At 63.6% G+C, this 18,892-nt stretch carries 11 protein-coding genes; all 11 read left to right on the top strand.

What is annotated here, in order from left to right; all coding sequences use genetic code 11:
* Positions 1-56: 56 nt before the first annotated feature.
* On the top strand, positions 57-485 hold the full coding sequence (rplK, locus tag WI560_RS18835) for a 50S ribosomal protein L11 (RefSeq protein ID WP_006611824.1): 429 nt from the start codon (positions 57-59) through the stop codon (positions 483-485).
* A 6-nt stretch (positions 486-491) separates the two neighbouring features.
* Complete coding sequence (gene rplA / locus WI560_RS18830; RefSeq protein WP_028137032.1) at positions 492-1,184, top strand: 50S ribosomal protein L1; 693 nt, start codon at positions 492-494, stop codon at positions 1,182-1,184.
* Positions 1,185-1,273: 89 nt separating this feature from the next.
* Positions 1,274-2,227, top strand: a complete 954-nt coding sequence (locus WI560_RS18825; protein ID WP_375304360.1) for a 2-hydroxyacid dehydrogenase — start codon at positions 1,274-1,276, stop codon at positions 2,225-2,227.
* A 587-nt stretch (positions 2,228-2,814) separates the two neighbouring features.
* Entirely contained in the window at positions 2,815-3,333 is a 519-nt protein-coding gene (rplJ, locus tag WI560_RS18820; protein ID WP_126258098.1) for a 50S ribosomal protein L10, read from the top strand.
* A 54-nt stretch (positions 3,334-3,387) separates the two neighbouring features.
* A complete protein-coding gene (gene rplL / locus WI560_RS18815) occupies positions 3,388-3,765 on the top strand; it encodes a 50S ribosomal protein L7/L12 (protein ID WP_100177007.1) in 378 nt (125 codons plus the stop codon).
* A 515-nt stretch (positions 3,766-4,280) separates the two neighbouring features.
* Positions 4,281-8,399 (top strand): DNA-directed RNA polymerase subunit beta, encoded by a 4,119-nt coding sequence (rpoB, locus tag WI560_RS18810; RefSeq protein ID WP_375304359.1) that lies wholly within the window; start codon positions 4,281-4,283, stop codon positions 8,397-8,399.
* Positions 8,400-8,528: 129 nt separating this feature from the next.
* Positions 8,529-12,725 (top strand): DNA-directed RNA polymerase subunit beta', encoded by a 4,197-nt coding sequence (gene rpoC / locus WI560_RS18805; protein ID WP_375304358.1) that lies wholly within the window; start codon positions 8,529-8,531, stop codon positions 12,723-12,725.
* A 194-nt stretch (positions 12,726-12,919) separates the two neighbouring features.
* A complete protein-coding gene (locus WI560_RS18800) occupies positions 12,920-14,986 on the top strand; it encodes an FAD-dependent oxidoreductase (RefSeq protein ID WP_375304357.1) in 2,067 nt (688 codons plus the stop codon).
* Between the two features lie 132 nt (positions 14,987-15,118).
* Positions 15,119-17,143 carry an ABC transporter ATP-binding protein gene (locus WI560_RS18795; RefSeq protein ID WP_375304356.1) on the top strand — a complete coding sequence of 675 codons (2,025 nt, stop codon included), beginning with the start codon at positions 15,119-15,121 and terminating at the stop codon, positions 17,141-17,143.
* 870 nt (positions 17,144-18,013) lie between these two features.
* Complete coding sequence (rpsL, locus tag WI560_RS18790) at positions 18,014-18,385, top strand: 30S ribosomal protein S12 (RefSeq protein ID WP_007603006.1); 372 nt, start codon at positions 18,014-18,016, stop codon at positions 18,383-18,385.
* Between the two features lie 15 nt (positions 18,386-18,400).
* Positions 18,401-18,871 carry a 30S ribosomal protein S7 gene (rpsG, locus tag WI560_RS18785; RefSeq protein ID WP_008136420.1) on the top strand — a complete coding sequence of 157 codons (471 nt, stop codon included), beginning with the start codon at positions 18,401-18,403 and terminating at the stop codon, positions 18,869-18,871.
* Positions 18,872-18,892: the final 21 nt, after the last annotated feature.

The raw sequence follows: 18,892 nt of genomic DNA, 5'->3' as shown, positions 1-18,892 counted from the left end.
ATCCCGACCACGAACCTGAAACCGCCGGCGGCATGCCGGCACAACAGGAGTGATACATGGCAAAGAAAGTGACCGGATACCTGAAGCTTCAGGTCCCGGCCGGTGCGGCGAATCCTTCGCCCCCGATCGGTCCCGCGCTCGGTCAGCGCGGTCTCAACATCATGGAGTTCTGCAAGGCGTTCAACGCCCAGACCCAGAAGGAAGAGAAGAACACCCCGATTCCCGTGGTGATCACGATCTACGCCGATCGTTCGTTCACCTTCGAGATGAAGACGCCCCCGATGTCGTTCTTCCTCAAGCAGGCTGCCAAGATCCAGTCCGGCTCGAAGGCGCCGGGCCGCGACAAGGCCGGCAAGGTGACCAAGGCGCAGGTGCGCGAGATCGCCGAGAAGAAGATGAAGGATCTCAATTGCGATTCCATCGAATCGGCCATGAAGATGGTCGAGGGCTCCGCCCGTTCGATGGGCCTGGAAGTTGCGGGGTAAGCGGTCATGGCAATCGGAAAGCGTTTGAACAAAGCCCGCGAAGGTGTTGACCGCGAAAAGCTTTACCCGCTCGCGGACGCCATCAAGATGGTCAAGGAGCGCGCGAAAGCGAAGTTCGACGAGACCATCGAGATCGCGATCAACCTCGGCGTCGATCCGCGTCACGCCGACCAGATGGTTCGCGGCGTCGTGACCCTGCCGAACGGCACCGGCCGTACGCTCCGCGTCGGCGTGTTCGCCCGCGGCGCCAAGGCCGATGAGGCCAAGGCCGCGGGTGCCGACGTCGTCGGCGCCGAAGACCTGGTCGAGAAGGTGCAGAACGGCTCGATCGATTTCGACCGCTGCATCGCCACCCCCGACATGATGCCGCTGGTCGGCCGTCTCGGTAAGGTGCTCGGCCCGCGCGGCCTGATGCCGAATCCGAAGATCGGCACCGTGACCATGGACGTCACCGGCGCGGTGAAGGGTGCCAAGGGCGGCTCGGTCGAGTTCCGGGTCGAGAAGGCCGGCATCCTGCAGGCCGGCGTCGGCAAGGCCTCGTTCTCCGAGGAGAAGCTGGTCGAGAACATCAAGGCCCTGGCTGACGCCGTCTCCAAGGCCAAGCCGGCCGGCTCCAAGGGCACCTACATCCAGCGCGTTGCGGTGTCCTCGACGATGGGCCCGGGCGTGAAGGTCGAGCCGGGCACCATTCTCGGCTAAGCCCGAAAATTGCATGAGTCGAGGGGCGGAATTGGGCAACCGATTCCGCCCCTCGTCGTTTGTGGCGGCGCTCAACGGAAGCAACAACAATGGCTGACAAGGTCCTGATCTATTCGCGCTTTCCCAAGACGATGATGGCGCGCTTCGCCGAGCGCTTCGAGCTGCTCGACACCGGCGGCAAGCCCGCGCGAGAGGTGTTTCCGGCCGAGGAGCTTGGCGGCATCCGCGCGCTGCTGACCGCCGGCAGCTCGCTACTCGGCGCGGAGGCGATGGACCTGTTCCCCAAGCTCGGTGCCATCGTCTGCTACGGCACCGGCTATGACGGCGTCGACCTGCAGGCGGCCGCCAGCCGCAACATTGCGGTCGGTCACAGTCCCGGCGCCAACGCGGCCTCGGTCGCCGACATCGCGATGACCCTGATGCTGGCGGCGACACGGCGGATCCTGGTCGCCGACCAATATGTCCGCAGCGGCGATTGGGCCGCCTCGAAGCCGTCGCCGATGATGCGCCCGCAGGCCGGCATGCCCGGCCGCCGCATCGGCATCTATGGCATGGGCGAGATCGGCCGCAAGATCGCGGCGCGCTGCGCCGCCTTCGAGAGCGAGATCGGCTATTTCAGCCGCACCCGATACGATCTGCCCTATCGATATTTCCCGTCGCTGGAGGCACTGGCCGACTGGTGCAGCGTGCTGATGATCGCGGTTCGGGCAGGGGCCGAGACCGAGCACGTCGTCAACGTCGACATCCTGAAGCGGCTCGGCGCGGACGGCTATGTCGTCAACATCTCCCGCGGCTCGGTGATCGATCAGGAGGCGCTAGTGGCGGCACTCAACGACAAGACCATCGCCGGCGCCGGCCTCGACGTGTTCGAGAAGGAACCGCACGCCCCCGACGCGCTGACCGCGCTGCCGAACGTGGTGTTCGCCCCCCATGTCGGCGGCCACACCCTCGAATCGCACGTTGCCATGCAGGCTTGCGTGCTGGCGAACCTGACCGCGTTCTTCGCCGGCAAGCCGCTGCCTTACGCGGTCAAACCGGGCTGAATCGGCCCTTACCGGCCCGTTCCAAGCCCCACCGGCAACGGATTGGAACTGGTGTGAATTTTGCTCTTGGCAAGCAAGCCCGGAGCGGTTAAAGAACCGCTTCCGGACGTGCCGGCCTCGGCTGGCGCGTTCGTGCACGCATTCCGAAAGCCCGACACGACAGGAGATCATTCCTTTTCAGGACGTCCGCGAGGATTTGCCCGAAAAGGAAGGAGAACCCGTCCGTTGGTGGAATGTGGGCAGGGGTCGGGCGGTTCGCCGACTGATCCTGTCCTGTCCAAGACTGCAGGCGCCTGCGGGAAATCTCGATTTCTCAACGGCTTAATCGCATGGCCTGCATAGACGGGTGAAGACCGGATTTCACTTCGCATCCAGCTTTAAGGGCTGGTCGCGAAACGGGTCTGGTTCGGACCTCGACACGCCGTGGGCGCCCTCAGGTGCTCCCGGAGGGCAGGCTTTGAATTGTCGTCTCGCCCGGCGCGTGTCCGAAGGGGATTTTGGCCCCGAGGTTCAGGTTTTGGGTGGGACGATGGGTGCAACCCGGCGGTCCCGCTTTCGCGATGACCGCCAACCGGAGAGAGCTTGCTGTGGAACGAGCGGCAAAAAAAGAGGCGGTCGAACAGCTCAATGAGGTCTTCAAGACCACGAGCGTCGCGGTCGTTGCTCAATATTCCGGCCTCACCGTCGCCCAGATGCAGAAGCTGCGCCAGCAGATGAAGCAGGCGGGTGCCGCGGTGAAGGTCTCGAAGAACCGTCTCGCCAAAATTGCTCTTGAAGGCACTGACGTCGTTGCCATCGGCCCCATGCTGAAGGGGCCGACCGTGATCGCCACTTCGAACGATCCGGTAGCGGCGCCAAAGGTCGCCATCGAATTCGCCAAGGCGAACGAAAAGTTCGTCATCATCGGCGGCTCGATGGGGAAGACCGTCCTGAATGTCGACGGCGTGAAGGCCCTTGCCTCGCTGCCGTCGCTTGATGAACTGCGCGGCAAGATCGTCGGCCTCATCGTGGCCCCGGCGACCAAGCTGGCTCAGCTCGCCAATGCGCCCGCGGGCAAGCTCGCGCGCGTCATCCAGGCTCATGCCTCAAAGGGCGAAGCGGCCTGACGCCCTTCGCAAAACTCAAACCCGAACCAGACTTACAGTTAAGGAAACTGAACAATGGCTGACTTGCAGAAGATCGTTGACGACCTCTCGAGCCTCACCGTGCTCGAAGCTGCTGAACTGGCGAAGCTCCTCGAAGAGAAGTGGGGCGTTTCGGCTGCCGCAGCCGTCGCCGTGGCCGGCCCGGCTGGCGGTGGCGCTGCTGCCGCCCCGGCGGAAGAGAAGACCGAGTTCACGGTCGTTCTCGCCAGCGCCGGCGACAAGAAGATCGAGGTCATCAAGGAAGTCCGCGCCATCACCGGTCTCGGCCTGAAGGAAGCAAAGGACCTCGTCGAGGGTGCTCCGAAGCCGCTGAAGGAAGGCGTGAACAAGGAAGAAGCCGACAAGATCAAGGCCCAGCTCGAGAAGGCTGGCGCCAAGGTCGAGCTCAAGTAACGCAAGTTACTTCAGCGAAATCCCGGGCTCGCGAAGCGAGGCCCGGGATCTCGTCCCAGGATCGTGGATGGCCGGGTCACGCCCGGCCATGATGATCGGAAAGACGGGCGTCTGATGCAAAAGCCGTGCGACGGAACGTCCCGACGCGGGCTGAACACGAAAAAGTGTGGGGATTTGAGGGGCTACCCCTCGAATCACCACTATTGTCGCCCCATATCGGGTCGGCAGCACGAAAGCGCGGTGGCGGGGGTCCCGGATCCCTGTAAGCCGTTGGGAGAGCAAGCTATTTCGGGCTTTTGCAGTCCGTGAAGACGATCGTTGTGACGGGCGGGCGCGCAGCAGCGCCCCGCGCGTCGTTTTGCGTTTTGAAGGTCTGAAGAACAGATTCAGGACATTCTCGCCTGAACCTGAGTCTGCGGCCCCCAAAACGGGTTCGAAAAATTCAACCCGGGGAGCGGTGGCAGCCGCGTCCTGGACGGCGCGCCCAGATCGGGCGACGAAAATGAGAGGCCACGATGGCGCAGCAGACATTCACCGGTCGCAAACGCGTTCGCAAGTTCTTCGGACACATCAAGGAAGTGGCCGAGATGCCGAACCTCATCGAGGTTCAGAAGGCGTCCTATGACCAGTTCCTGATGGTCGACGAACCCCAGGGCGGCCGTCTCGACGAGGGTCTGCAGGCGGTGTTCCGCTCGGTGTTTCCGATCTCCGATTTCTCGGGCACCTCGATGCTGGAATTCGTCCGCTACGAGTTCGAGCAGCCGAAATACGACGTCGACGAGTGCCGTCAGCGCGGCATGACCTTCGCGGCTCCCCTCAAGGTGACGCTGCGCCTCATCGTGTTCGATATCGATGAGGAAACCGGCGCGAAGTCGGTGAAGGACATCAAGGAGCAGGACGTCTACATGGGCGACATCCCGCTCATGACGATGAACGGCACCTTCATCGTCAACGGCACCGAGCGCGTCATCGTCTCGCAGATGCATCGCTCGCCCGGCGTGTTCTTCGACCACGACAAGGGCAAGACCCATTCCTCGGGCAAGCTGCTGTTCGCCGCCCGCGTGATCCCGTATCGCGGCTCCTGGCTCGACATCGAGTTCGACGCCAAGGACATTGTCTATGCGCGTATCGACCGTCGCCGCAAGATTCCGGTGACGTCGCTGATGTTCGCCCTCGGCCTCGATGGCGAGGCGATCCTGTCCACGTTCTACAAGAAGATCCTCTACAAGCGGACCAAGGAAGGCTGGCGCGTTCCGTTCGACGCCAACCGTTTCCGCGGCTACTCGACCGTCAACGACCTGATTGATGCCGACACCGGCAAGGTCGTGCTCGAGGCCGGCAAGAAGCTCACCGTCCGTGCCGCCCGCCAGCTCCAGGAGAAGGGGCTGAAGGCGTTGCGCATGTCCGACGAGGAGCTGGTCGGCAACTACGTCGCCGAGGACCTCGTCAACCCGAAGACGGGCGAGATTCACGCCGAAGCCGGTGAGGAGATCACCGACAAGCTGATGAAGTCGCTCAACGAGCAGGGCTACAAGGAGCTGCCGCTGCTCGACATCGACCACGTCAATGTCGGCCCCTATATCCGCAACACGCTCTCGGCCGACAAGAACATGACGCGCGAGGACGCGCTGTTCGACATCTACCGCGTGATGCGCCCGGGCGAGCCGCCGACGCTGGATTCGGCGCAGGCCATGTTCCAGTCGCTGTTCTTTGACGCCGAACGCTACGACCTGTCCGCGGTCGGCCGCGTCAAGATGAACATGCGCCTCGACCTCGATGCGCCGGACACCCAGCGCACGCTGCGCAAGGAAGACATCCTCTCCGTCATCAAGACGCTGGTGGACCTGCGCGACGGCAAGGGCGAGATCGACGACATCGACCATCTCGGCAACCGCCGCGTGCGCTCGGTCGGCGAGCTCATGGAGAACCAGTACCGCATCGGCCTGTTGCGCATGGAGCGCGCGATCAAGGAGCGCATGTCCTCGGTCGACATCGACACGGTCATGCCGCAGGACCTGATCAACGCCAAGCCGGCGGCTGCCGCCGTGCGCGAGTTCTTCGGCTCCTCGCAGCTCTCGCAGTTCATGGACCAGACCAACCCGCTCAGCGAGATCACCCACAAGCGCCGCCTGTCGGCGCTTGGACCGGGCGGTCTGACCCGCGAGCGCGCCGGCTTCGAGGTGCGCGACGTGCATCCGACGCATTACGGCCGCATCTGCCCGATCGAGACGCCGGAAGGCCCGAACATCGGCCTGATCAACTCGCTCGCGACCTTCGCGCGCGTGAACAAATACGGCTTCGTCGAGACGCCGTACCGCAAGGTCAAGGACGGCCGCGTCACCGATGAGGTCGTGTACCTGTCGGCGATGGAAGAGGGCCGCTACACGGTCGCGCAGGCCAACGTGCCGCTCGACCCGAAGGGCCGCTTCACCGAAGACCTCGTGGTCTGCCGTCATGCCGGTGAAGTCTTGCCGGTGACGCCGGACAAGGTCGACTACATGGACGTGTCGCCGAAGCAGCTGGTTTCGGTCGCCGCGGCGCTGATCCCGTTCCTCGAGAACGACGACGCCAACCGCGCGCTGATGGGCTCGAACATGCAGCGCCAGGCGGTGCCGCTGGTTCGCGCCGAGGCGCCGTTCGTCGGTACCGGCATGGAAGGCGTGGTTGCGCGCGACTCGGGTGCTGCGATCGCGGCGCGCCGTTCGGGTGTGATCGACCAGATCGATGCTACCCGCGTCGTCATCCGCGCCACGGAAGATCTCGATCCGACCAAGTCGGGCGTCGATATCTACCGCCTGATGAAGTACCAGCGCTCCAACCAGTCGACCTGCATCAACCAGCGGCCGCTGGTGAAGGTCGGCGACGTCGTCAAGAAGGGCGACATCATCGCCGACGGTCCGTCGACCGATCTCGGTGAGCTCGCTCTGGGGCGCAACGTGCTCGTCGCGTTCATGCCGTGGAACGGCTACAACTTCGAAGACTCGATCCTGCTCTCCGAGCGGATCGTGAAGGAAGACGTCTTCACCTCGATTCACATCGAGGAGTTCGAGGTGATGGCCCGCGACACCAAGCTCGGACCCGAGGAAATCACCCGCGACATTCCGAACGTCTCGGAAGAAGCGCTCAAGAACCTCGACGAAGCCGGCATCGTCTACATCGGTGCGGAAGTGCGCGCCGGCGACATCCTGGTCGGCAAGATCACGCCGAAGGGCGAGAGCCCGATGACGCCGGAAGAGAAGCTCTTGCGCGCCATCTTCGGCGAGAAGGCCTCCGACGTTCGCGACACCTCGCTGCGCGTTCCTCCGGGCGTGCAGGGCACGATCGTGGAAGTGCGCGTGTTCAACCGTCACGGCGTCGACAAGGACGAGCGTGCGCTGGCGATCGAGCGGGAAGAGATCGAGCGTCTGGCCAAGGACCGCGACGACGAGCAGGCGATCCTGGACCGCAACGTCTACAACCGTCTTGCCGAGCTGCTCGAAGGGCGGCAGGGCATCGCCGGTCCCAAGGGCTTCAAGAAGGACACCAAGATCACCCGTGCGGTGCTCGAGGAGTACCCGAAGTCGCAGTGGTGGCTGTTCGCATCGCCGAACGACAAGCTGATGGCCGAGATCGAGGCCATGCGGAAGCAGTACGACGAGTCGAAGAAGGGGCTCGAACAGCGCTTCCTCGACAAGGTCGAGAAGCTTCAGCGCGGCGACGAATTGCCGCCCGGCGTGATGAAGATGGTCAAGGTCTTCGTCGCGGTGAAGCGCAAGATCCAGCCCGGCGACAAGATGGCCGGCCGCCATGGCAACAAGGGCGTGGTGTCGAAGATCGTGCCGATCGAGGACATGCCGTTCCTCGAAGACGGCACGCATGCCGACATCGTGCTCAATCCGCTCGGCGTGCCCTCGCGCATGAACGTCGGGCAGATCCTCGAGACCCATCTCGGCTGGGCCTGCGCCGGCCTCGGCAAGCGGATCGGCCAGACGGTCGATGCGTACCTGTCGAAGCAGGACATCAAGCCGCTGAAGGAGACCTTGAAGAAGGTCTACGGCGACGACGAGACGATCAAGTCGCTCAACGACAATGAGCTGATCGAGCTCGGCCACAACCTGAGCCGCGGCGTGCCGATCGCGACGCCGGTGTTCGACGGCGCCAAGGAAGCCGACATCGAGGAGATGCTGAAGCTTGCCGGTCTGGACGCTTCGGGCCAGTCGACCGTCTATGACGGCCGCACCGGCGATCCGTTCGATCGCAAGGTGACGGTGGGCTACATCTACATGCTCAAGCTGCACCATCTGGTCGACGACAAGATCCACGCGCGTTCGATCGGTCCGTACTCGCTCGTCACCCAGCAGCCGCTGGGCGGCAAGGCGCAGTTCGGCGGCCAGCGCTTCGGCGAAATGGAGGTGTGGGCGCTCGAGGCCTACGGCGCGGCGTACACGCTCCAGGAGATGCTGACGGTGAAGTCGGACGACGTCGCCGGCCGTACCAAGGTGTACGAGGCGATCGTGCGCGGCGACGACACGTTCGAGGCCGGTATTCCGGAATCGTTCAACGTGCTGGTCAAGGAAATGCGCTCGCTCGGCCTCAACGTCGACCTGCACAACTCCAAGGTGGGACCGGCGCCGACGTCGGAAGCGGCCGAGTAATTCGACCTGTCATGCCCGGCCTTTGCGGCCGGGCACCGGCGCCCCGCCCGAGGCCTTGAGGGCAGGGCGCCTGCTTGAAGTGATTTTCGAATTTGCGGCCGGAGGCGACCGGCACGCGAGGAGAAGACGATGAACCAAGAAATTATGAATCTCTTCAACCCGACGACGCCGGCTCAGGTCTTCGACCAGATCCGGATCTCGATCGCGTCTCCAGAGAAGATTCTGTCCTGGTCCTACGGCGAGATCAAGAAGCCGGAGACCATCAACTACCGCACCTTCAAGCCCGAGCGCGACGGCCTGTTCTGCGCCCGCATCTTCGGGCCGATCAAGGACTACGAGTGCTTGTGCGGCAAGTACAAGCGCATGAAGTACAAGGGTATCATCTGCGAGAAGTGCTCGGTCGAGGTCACGCTGTCGCGCGTCCGGCGCGAGCGCATGGGCCATATCGAGCTCGCAGCCCCGGTCGCCCACATCTGGTTCCTGAAGTCGCTGCCCTCGCGCATCGGCCTTCTGCTGGACATGACGCTGAAGGATCTCGAGCGGATCCTCTACTTCGAATATTACGTCGTGCTCGAGCCTGGTCTGACCGCGCTCAAGGACCGTCAGCTGCTGTCGGAAGACGAGTATCTGAAGGCGCAGGACGAATACGGCCAGGACAGCTTCACCGCCATGATCGGCGCCGAAGCGATCCGCGAGCTGCTCAAGGGCATGGACCTCGAGAAGCTGGAGGCCTCGCTCCGCGTCGAGATGCAGGAGACCGACTCCGACATCAAGCACAAGAAGCTCGCCAAGCGCCTCAAGATCGTGGAAGCGTTCCGCCACTCCGGCAACAAGCCGGAATGGATGATCATGACCGTGGTCCCGGTGATTCCGCCGGACCTGCGTCCGCTGGTGCCGCTGGACGGCGGCCGCTTCGCGACCTCGGACCTCAACGACCTCTATCGCCGCGTCATCAACCGCAACAACCGCTTGAAGCGGCTGATGGAGCTGCGCGCCCCCGACATCATCATCCGCAACGAGAAGCGCATGCTTCAGGAAGCGGTCGATGCGCTGTTCGACAACGGCCGCCGCGGCCGCGTCATCACGGGTGCCAACAAGCGCCCGCTGAAGTCGCTCGCCGACATGCTCAAGGGCAAGCAGGGCCGCTTCCGCCAGAACCTGCTCGGCAAGCGCGTCGACTATTCGGGCCGTTCGGTGATCGTGGTCGGTCCCGAGCTGCGCCTGCATCAGTGCGGCCTGCCGAAGAAGATGGCGCTCGAGCTGTTCAAGCCGTTCATCTATTCGCGGCTCGACGCCAAGGGCCTGTCCACCACAGTGAAGCAGGCCAAGAAGCTGGTCGAGAAGGAGCGGCCCGAGGTCTGGGACATCCTGGATGAGGTGATCCGCGAGCATCCGGTGCTGCTCAACCGCGCGCCGACGCTGCATCGCCTCGGCATCCAGGCGTTCGAGCCGGTGCTGATCGAGGGCAAGGCAATCCAGCTTCACCCGCTGGTCTGCTCGGCGTTCAACGCCGACTTCGACGGCGACCAGATGGCCGTGCACGTTCCGCTGTCGCTCGAAGCGCAGCTGGAAGCGCGCGTCCTGATGATGTCGACCAACAACATCCTGCATCCGGCCAACGGTCAGCCGATCATCGTGCCGTCGCAGGACATCGTGCTCGGTCTCTACTACGTTTCGATCATGCGCGAAGGCCTGCCCGGCGAGGGCAAGATCTTCGGCGACATGGCCGAGCTCGAGCACGCCCTGCACGCGAAGGTCATCCACCTCCACACCAAGATCAAGTACCGGTGGCAGGGCATGGACGAGACCGGCAAGGTCTCGACGCGCTGGATCGAGACAACCGCCGGCCGCGTCATGCTCGGCAACCTGCTGCCGAAGAACCCGCGGATTTCGTACGAGATCATCAACAAGCTGATGACCAAGCGCGAGATCTCGGGCGTGATCGACCAGGTCTACCGTCACTGTGGTCAGAAGGAGACGGTGATCTTCTGCGACCGCATCATGGCGCTCGGCTTCTACAACGCGTTCAAGGCCGGCATCTCGTTCGGCAAGGACGACATGGTCGTGCCGCACGGCAAGTGGAAGATCGTCGACACCACCCGTACGCTGGCGAAGGATTTCGAGCAGCAGTACAACGACGGCCTGATCACCCACGGCGAGAAGTACAACAAGGTCGTCGACGCCTGGTCGAAGGCCACCGAAGAAATCGCCAAGGCGATGATGAAGGAGATCTCCTCGACCAAGAAGACGGCGAGCGGGGCCGATGCCGACATCAACTCGATCTACATGATGGCTCATTCCGGTGCCCGCGGTTCGCCGGCCCAGATGCGCCAGCTCGCCGGCATGCGCGGCCTGATGGCCAAGCCGTCGGGCGAGATCATCGAGACGCCGATCATTTCGAACTTCAAGGAAGGCCTCTCGGTGCTCGAGTACTTCAACTCGACCCACGGCGCCCGCAAGGGCCTCGCGGACACCGCGTTGAAGACCGCCAACTCCGGCTACCTGACCCGTCGTCTGGTCGATGTCGCGCAGGACTGCATCATCACGCAGAGCGACTGCGGCACCAAGCTCGGCATCAAGATGCGCGCCATCGTCGATGCCGGCACCGTGGTCGCTTCGCTGGGCTCGCGCATCCTCGGACGCACGGCCTGCGAAGACATCCGTGACAGCTCCGGCAAGGTGATCATCAAGCGCGACACGCTGATGGAAGAGAGCCATCTGGACGCCATCCAGCAGGGTGGCGTGCAGGAGGTGAAGATCCGCTCGGCGCTGACCTGCGAGCTCGTCAACGGCATCTGCGGCAAGTGCTACGGCCGCGACCTCGCCCGCGGCACGCCGGTCAACCACGGCGAAGCCGTCGGCGTCATCGCGGCGCAGTCGATCGGCGAGCCGGGCACCCAGCTCACCATGCGCACCTTCCACATCGGCGGTGCGGCGCAGCTCAACGAGCAGTCCTTCGTCGAAGCCAACTTCGACGGCAAGATCGTGATCAGGAACAAGGCTATCGCCCGCAACAGCGAAGGCCACCTGATCGCGATGGTGCGCAACATGGTGGTGGCGATCGTCGATGCCGACGGCACCGAGCGTGCGACGCACCGCGTCCAGTACGGCTCGCGCCTGCACGTCGACGAGGGCGACATGGTCAAGCGCGGCCAGCGCATCGTCGAGTGGGATCCCTACACCCGTCCGCTGCTCACCGAAGTCGAAGGTACCATCGGCTTCGAGGATCTGGTCGAGGGGCAGTCGATCTCGGAAACGCTCGACGAGGCTACCGGTATCGCCAAGCGCGTGGTCATCGACTGGCGCTCGACCCGCGGCGGCTCGGACCTGCGTCCGGCCATCGTGGTCAAGGGCAAGGACGGCAAGGTGCTCAAGCTCGCCCGTGGCGGCGATGCCCGCTACATGCTGTCGGTCGACGCCATTCTCTCGGTCGACGTCGGAGCCAAGGTCAATCCGGGCGACATCCTCGCCCGTGTCTCGACCGAAAGCGCCAAGACGCGTGACATCACCGGCGGTCTGCCGCGGGTGGCGGAGCTGTTCGAGGCACGGCGTCCGAAGGATGCGGCGATCATCGCCGAGATTGCGGGCACCATCCGGTTCGGGCGCGACTACAAGAACAAGCGCCGCATCTCGATCGAGCCGATGGACAAGACCGACGAGCCGCGCGAGTACCTGATCCCGAAGGGCAAGCACATCCACCTTCAGGACGGCGACGTCGTCGAAAAGGGCGACTTCATCGTCGAAGGCAACCCGGCGCCGCACGACATTCTCGCGGTCAAGGGCATCGAGGAACTGGCGGCCTATCTGGTCAACGAGATCCAGGAGGTCTACCGGCTCCAGGGCGTGCTCATCAACGACAAGCACATCGAGGTGATTGTCCGTCAGATGCTCCAGAAGGTGGAGGTCACCGACCAGGGCGATACGGACATGATCTCGGGCGAGCAGGTCGACAAGATCGAGTTCGACGCGCTCAACGTCAAGGCCAAGGAGGAGGGCAAGAAGCCCGCCACGGGAACGCCGGTTCTGCTCGGCATCACCAAGGCGAGCCTGCAGACCCGCTCGTTCTTCTCGGCGGCCTCGTTCCAGGAGACCACCCGCGTCCTCACGGAAGCGGCGGTCAACGGCAAGGTCGATCCGCTCGAAGGCCTCAAGGAGAACGTCATCGTCGGGCGGCTGATTCCGGCGGGCACCGGCGCCTCCATGGCCAAGATCCGCGAAGTCGCCATGAAGCGCGACAAGCTGATCCTGGACGAGCGCGAGAAGCAGGCGGCGGTCGTGTCGCCCGCGCCGGAAGCGGAGCTTCCCGCGCTGCCGCCCGCGGAATGATCGTTCATCCGTAGGACTACTGAGATAATGAAAAGGCCGGCGCAAGCCGGCCTTTTTGCTGCATTCCTTGCTTGCTTGCTGCGATGCGGGATCAGCCCTTGTTCATCTTTCCTTCAGGCGTAAAAGCGCTTCTGCTAGGAGAGTTTAGACCGGTGGTCCCGTCAGGGGGGCGGACCGGAGACCACGGAACTCATATGCTTGATCTCGCAATCGTAGGCGGCGGCCCCGGCGGGCTGATGAGCGCCTGGTACCTGAAGCGCAAGCTCGGCGATCTCTGTCGCGTCACCATCTTTGAGGCCTCCGACCGGCTCGGCGGCAAGATCGTCACGCGCAAGTTCGATGCCGCGCCCGCGATGTACGAGGCCGGCGTGGCCGAGATCTACGATTACTCGATGACGGGTCCGGATCCGCTGCGCGAGTTGATCCAGCATTTCGGGCTGCAGACCATTCCGATGGACGCCGAGCAGGTGCACCTCGGCGGCGAGCTGCTGAACGATGTGCCCGGCATGCGCCGCAAATACGGCGCCAAGACCGCCGCTGCGATCGAGGCCTTCCGCAAGCGCTGCACCGAGATGTTGTCGCCGGTCGAGTATTACGAGGGCGTCGGCGCGCACGACAACGAGAATCCCTGGGCCTACAAGACCGCCGAGCAGGTGCTCGACCAGGAGGTCGAGGACGAGACGGCCAAGCGATTCTTCAAGGTGATGGCGCGCTCCGACATCGCGACCGAGAGCCACAACACCAACGGCCTCAACGCGCTCAAGAACTACCTGATGGACGTCGACGGCTATATCGGCCTCTATTCCATCCAGAACGGCAACGAGCAGCTGATCGAGTGCCTGCAGTCGGAGGTCAACGCCGACATCCAGCTCAATCATCGCGTGCTCACCGTGGGCAAGGCGCCGACCGGCCGCTACCAGCTCAAGATGATGAACGGCAAGGGACCGGAGACCCGTGACTTCGACCTCGTGCTGGTCTGCCTGCCGCATTCCTGGCTGGCCACGCTCGGCTGGGAAGGCGAGCAGCTGCGCAAGTCGATGGTAAAGCACGTCTCCTATTTCGACCGTCCGGCGCATTACCTGCGCGTCTCGATCCTGTTCGACACGCCGTTCTGGGGCGGGAAGATTCCCGGCGCCTGGTTCATGTCGGAAGCTTTCGGCGGCTGCTGCGTCTACAACGAGGGCGCGCGCCATGACGTCGGCAAGCACGGCGTGCTGAACTGGCTGATCCCCGGCTCCGACGCGCTGGCTTTTGCCAATCTGTCGGATCAGGAGCTGATCGACGCCGCGCTGAAGTCGCTGCCGGCCTCGCTCGGCGATGCGCGTTCGCATTTCATGGAAGGCAAGATCCACCGCTGGCTGTCGTCGGTGAACGCCATACCGGGCGGTCTGCCCGTGCGCGACGTCATGACCAACCACCGGCCGGAGCCGAAGCAGCATCCGGGCATCGTGGTGGTCGGCGACTATCTGTTCGACTCGACGCTGAACGGCCTGCTCGACTCCTCCGACGCCGCCACCGACATCATCCTGACCGAGATGATGCGCCTGCGCCGGGAGCGCGCGCAGGAGGACAAGCCGCTCTCCGACAAGATCGATCGCGATTATTTCGAGAACTATCGCGGTCTCGGTCCCTACCACGAGGCGTGGCGCCACTTTACCGACCCCGATTATCTCACCAAGCTGCTCGGCATCGTCTGGGGCAAGACTAAGGGCTTCAAGCTGCTCGTCGCGGGCTCCGCCAGCGGCGAGCTGGTCGGCGCGCTGCGCGAGCGCGGCATCGATGCCTTCGGCATCGAGAACAACCGTGCCATCCACGCCAGGACGCCGAAGGCGCTGAAGAAGTACAACAAGCTCGGCTCGATCACCGACCTGCCGTTCAAGGACGGCGCGTTCGACTTCGTGTTCGAGACCAGCCTCTGCCACGTTTCCCCGAAGCAGGTGGTCCGCGCGATCCGCGAGCTCAACCGCGTGGTCAGGACCGGCCTCGTGTTCGGCTCGATCACCTCGGACATGGCTCCCGCCCTGATCGACCGCTACGACCTGCTGCGCGGGGTCAAGAAGCTCGGCACCTGGTGGGAATGGTCCGAGCTGTTCTTCGGCAACGGTTTCGATCTCTCGATGCACCGCAAGGACTGCACCGATGCGCTCTGGGAGGCGACGCTCGCTGCCAACAAGGGGCCAGGGCAGTGGTACGCCGACGCCGACAGCTTGCGCTATTCCTTCTTCGACAAGGTCGAGGACGAGGACGAGGACGAGGAATAGCCGCGGGACGCATCGAATTCGTCCAATTGTTTTGCCGAATTCATCTTGATCGCATAGAATCGGGGCCTTAGCGGTTGCCGCTATGTCCTGCGTTCTCTGCGGTCATGCCGGCCGTCAGCATCGGTTGGTTTCATGGCATCCAAGCCTCTCTCGCCCGACGACAAGCCTCTCTCGCCCGACAAACAGAAGCTCGCCGCAGACAAGGCGGCCGGGCTCGACGACAAGCTCACCGCTTCTGCCAAGCCGGATCTCGACGGCGAGGAGGACGACGAGGACGAGGCGGATGACGGCCTGGAACTCGACGACGACGATGAGGACGAGGACCTCGTCGTCTTTACCGCCCGCGAAGCCGCCGGCGCGCTTGCAACCATCCTCGGCTTCGTCAAGCCCTATCTGACGAACTACAAGCGGATGCTGTCGTTCGTCGCGTTCGGTGTCTTCGTCGAGACGCTGTTCAACGTCATCATGCCGCTCAGCCTCAAGTTTCTGATCGACGAGGCGCTCGGCGAGGAAGACTTCCAGGCGCTGTACAAGATCCTCGGCGTGCTCGCCGTCGCCGGCATCTTCACCTCGATTGTCGCGGTCTGGTACGAGCGCTGGGATGCGCGGCTGGCCGCCTGCGTCATCTCGGACGTCCGCAAACGCCTGTTCGAGCACGTCCAGGACCTGCCGGCGGCCTATTTCGGTCGTACCAAGCGCGGCGAGATCCTGTCGCGCTTCTCGGTCGACCTCTCCGCGTTCGAAGGCTCGGTGAAGACCTTCGCCAACAGCGCCGCGCTGCCGTTTCTGGAACTGGTCGCCGGCATCGTCCTGATGGTGTTCCTGAACTGGCAGCTCGCGGTGGTCGCGCTGCTCGTGTTTCCGATCACGCTGATCGGCCCGCGGATCCTGACCCCCAAGGCCGTGCAGGCCAATTACGAGCAGAAGCTCAACGAGAGCGCGTTGCTCGGCATGGTGCAGGAGAACGTGGCGGCGCAGGCCGTGATCAAGGCGTTCAGCCTGCAGCGCAAGATGTTCGGCTTCTTCGCCTTCCGCAACGACGAGACGCGCAACAAGATCGCATCGGCCGCGTTCCTGTCGACCATGGTGGAGCGGACCGTCACCATCTCGGTGCTATTGCTGCACCTCGTGGTGCTCGCGATCGGCGCGTATCTGGCGACCAAGGGCCAGATCACCATCGGCACCTTCGTCACCTTCGAGAGCGCATTCTGGGAGGTCTCCTACAACATCGCCCATCTGATGCATTTCATCCCGGTGTCGATCTCCTCGGCCGCCGCGATCCGCCATATCCAGGAGCTGCTGGACGAGCCGACCCGCGCCGCCGATCGGCCCGGTGCGCCCGATTTGCCGCGCATCACCAACGACATCACCTTCGATCGCGTCACTTTCCGCTACGAGGGCAGCCAGACGCCGGTGCTGGACAATCTCAGTCTCAAGCTCGACGCCGGCAAGCGCATCGCGATCGTCGGCCCGAGCGGCTCCGGCAAGAGCACGTTGCTCAACCTGATCCTGCGGCTCTACGTGCCCGATGAGGGACGGCTCACCATCGACGGTGTCGACGTCCGCAAGGTGACGCTGGATTCGCTGCGCCGGAGCATGGCGGTGGTGTTCCAGGAGAACATGCTGTTCAACATGTCGATCCGCGAGAACATCCGGCTCGGCAAGGAGGGCGCGACCGACGAGGAGGTGGAGGACGCGGCCAAGAAGGCCGAGATCCACCGCTACATCATGAGCCTGCCGCAGCGATACGACACGCCGGTCGGCGAGCGCGGCGACACCCTGTCGGGCGGCCAGCGCCAGCGCATCGCGATCGCGCGCGCCATCATCCGCAATCCGTCGGTGCTGCTGCTGGACGAAGCCACCTCGGCGCTGGACCAGACCACGGAAGCTGCAATCAACCGCACGCTGCTCAAGGTCGCCAAGGGCCGCACCATGATCTGGTCAACCCACCGTCTGACATCGGTGGTCGAGATGGACGAGATCATCGTGATTTCCGGGGGCAGGGCGATCGAACGCGGCTCTCATGCCCAGCTGCTCGCCAAGAACGGCACCTATCGCAAGCTGTGGAACGACCAGATCCACCAGCCGCACGGCGCGGCCGCGCCCTTCGACGATGGCAGAGATGAGGACGACGACGACGAGGATGACGAGGAGTGACCGGATCGCGATTCGGTGATTCCGGTGATCGGCATCGGCGCGGTCTGCTTGACGACGAGTTTTCGATTCGAGAGCTCGGTCGGATAGCTCTCATTCGAATTGGCCGTGAGCGTCGAAAGTCCTCGCGGCCGACGTCGCGGACTTGGTCGCGCGGCGACTTCGGCTGCTCCCGGTGGTGCCGATGACTGCCGAAGCGGAGAGATTAATGACCCTTAACGCACTCCGGGCAAGAAAAGGCCGTGCCGATCATTATAAAGTTGCTTTTTCCCCGGATATAAATAACAGCCGGGCTGGCGAAGTGGAGGCTGCCTTCCCATATCGAAGGAGCGCGGCGAGGGTGGCAAACGGCGATTTTGACAGGCTGCTGAAGCGCTTCGTGACTGTCGTTTCGCCTTGACTTGAGCGACTCTCACTTATAGAAAGCGCCTCACTTAACGACAGGCGGTGAGCATCGCCAGCGTCGGAACGGGCCACCCGTTAGATCTCCAAGGACCAGCTCCGCAAGGGATCGCTCAAGACGGGCACCAACCTCGACGAATGCCGCTCAAACGCTGTCGATCATAGCTAGGCAATGCCAGTGCGATTCTAGGTCTCTTGAGCAAGTTCTCTTGAGATCGAATTCGGATGCATGACCTCAGTGCGCAGGCCCTGGCTTACCGCCGACGGCCTCAATACTGCGGTCCTCTGTGGCGTCGAAGCGCTTTCCGCCCGTTGATGGGGTGGTTGGCGCGATTTCGCTTTGTGCGGATTGTTCCGCGGAAGGCAGCCTCGTCGGGCAGGTAGCTCGAAAGAATTTGCAGTTCCGGCAACGGGCTGCGGCAAGACAGCGGATCCGCAAGGGGCCGCGACAGAACAAAGGGTAAGGCCAGGATGCCGACGATCAACCAGCTGATCGCTCAACCGCGTGAAGTGCAGAAATCGCGCAAGAAGGTGCCGGCGCTGCAGCAGTCGCCGCAGAAGCGTGGTGTTTGCACCCGCGTCTACACCACGACCCCGAAGAAGCCGAACTCGGCGCTTCGTAAGGTCGCCAAGGTGCGCCTGACCAACGGCTTCGAGGTGATCGGCTACATCCCCGGCGAGGGCCATAACCTCCAGGAGCACTCCGTGGTCATGATCCGCGGCGGCCGCGTCAAGGACTTGCCCGGCGTGCGTTACCACATCCTCCGCGGCGTTCTGGATACCCAGGGCGTCAAGAACCGTAAGCAGCGTCGTTCGAAGTACGGCGCGAAGCGTCCGAAGTAAGCGGGAACCAGCTCTATGTCTCGTCGCCATTCAGCGGAAAAGCGCGAAGTCCTTCCCGATCCGAAGTTCGGGAACATCATCGTCACGAAGTTCATGAACTCGGTGATGTACGCCGGCAAGAAGTCGGTCGCCGAGGGCATCGTCTACGGTGCGTTCGGCATCATCGAATCCAAGACCAAGCAGAACCCGCTCGGCGTGTTCGAGCAGGCGCTCGAGAACGTCATGCCGACGATCGAGGTTCGCTCCCGCCGCGTCGGCGGCGCGACCTACCAGGTTCCGGTCGAGGTTCGCTCGACCCGCCGGCAGGCGCTCGGCATCCGCTGGCTGATCTCGGCCGCGCGCGAGCGCAACGAGAAGACCATGACCGAGCGGCTTTCGGCCGAGCTGCTGGACGCATCGAACAACCGCGGGAACGCCGTCAAGAAGCGTGAAGACGTGCACCGGATGGCGGAAGCCAACCGCGCCTTCTCGCACTATCGCTGGTAACGGCGACACACTCGGACTCGC

Origin of the sequence: Bradyrhizobium sp. A11, assembly GCF_042077125.1 — a bacterium.
Taxonomy (GTDB): domain Bacteria; phylum Pseudomonadota; class Alphaproteobacteria; order Rhizobiales; family Xanthobacteraceae; genus Bradyrhizobium; species Bradyrhizobium japonicum_B.
This window is presented reverse-complemented; position numbering and strand designations above follow the sequence as displayed.

Coding starts and splice junctions, on each gene's coding strand:
- WI560_RS18795 (WP_375304356.1), top strand. CDS start 15,119: ATGGCATCCAAGCCTCTCTCGCCCGACGACAAGCCTCTCTCGCCCGAC.
- rplK (WP_006611824.1), top strand. CDS start 57: ATGGCAAAGAAAGTGACCGGATACCTGAAGCTTCAGGTCCCGGCCGGT.
- rpsG (WP_008136420.1), top strand. CDS start 18,401: ATGTCTCGTCGCCATTCAGCGGAAAAGCGCGAAGTCCTTCCCGATCCG.
- WI560_RS18800 (WP_375304357.1), top strand. CDS start 12,920: ATGCTTGATCTCGCAATCGTAGGCGGCGGCCCCGGCGGGCTGATGAGC.
- rpoB (WP_375304359.1), top strand. CDS start 4,281: ATGGCGCAGCAGACATTCACCGGTCGCAAACGCGTTCGCAAGTTCTTC.
- WI560_RS18825 (WP_375304360.1), top strand. CDS start 1,274: ATGGCTGACAAGGTCCTGATCTATTCGCGCTTTCCCAAGACGATGATG.
- rplL (WP_100177007.1), top strand. CDS start 3,388: ATGGCTGACTTGCAGAAGATCGTTGACGACCTCTCGAGCCTCACCGTG.
- rplA (WP_028137032.1), top strand. CDS start 492: ATGGCAATCGGAAAGCGTTTGAACAAAGCCCGCGAAGGTGTTGACCGC.
- rpsL (WP_007603006.1), top strand. CDS start 18,014: ATGCCGACGATCAACCAGCTGATCGCTCAACCGCGTGAAGTGCAGAAA.
- rpoC (WP_375304358.1), top strand. CDS start 8,529: ATGAACCAAGAAATTATGAATCTCTTCAACCCGACGACGCCGGCTCAG.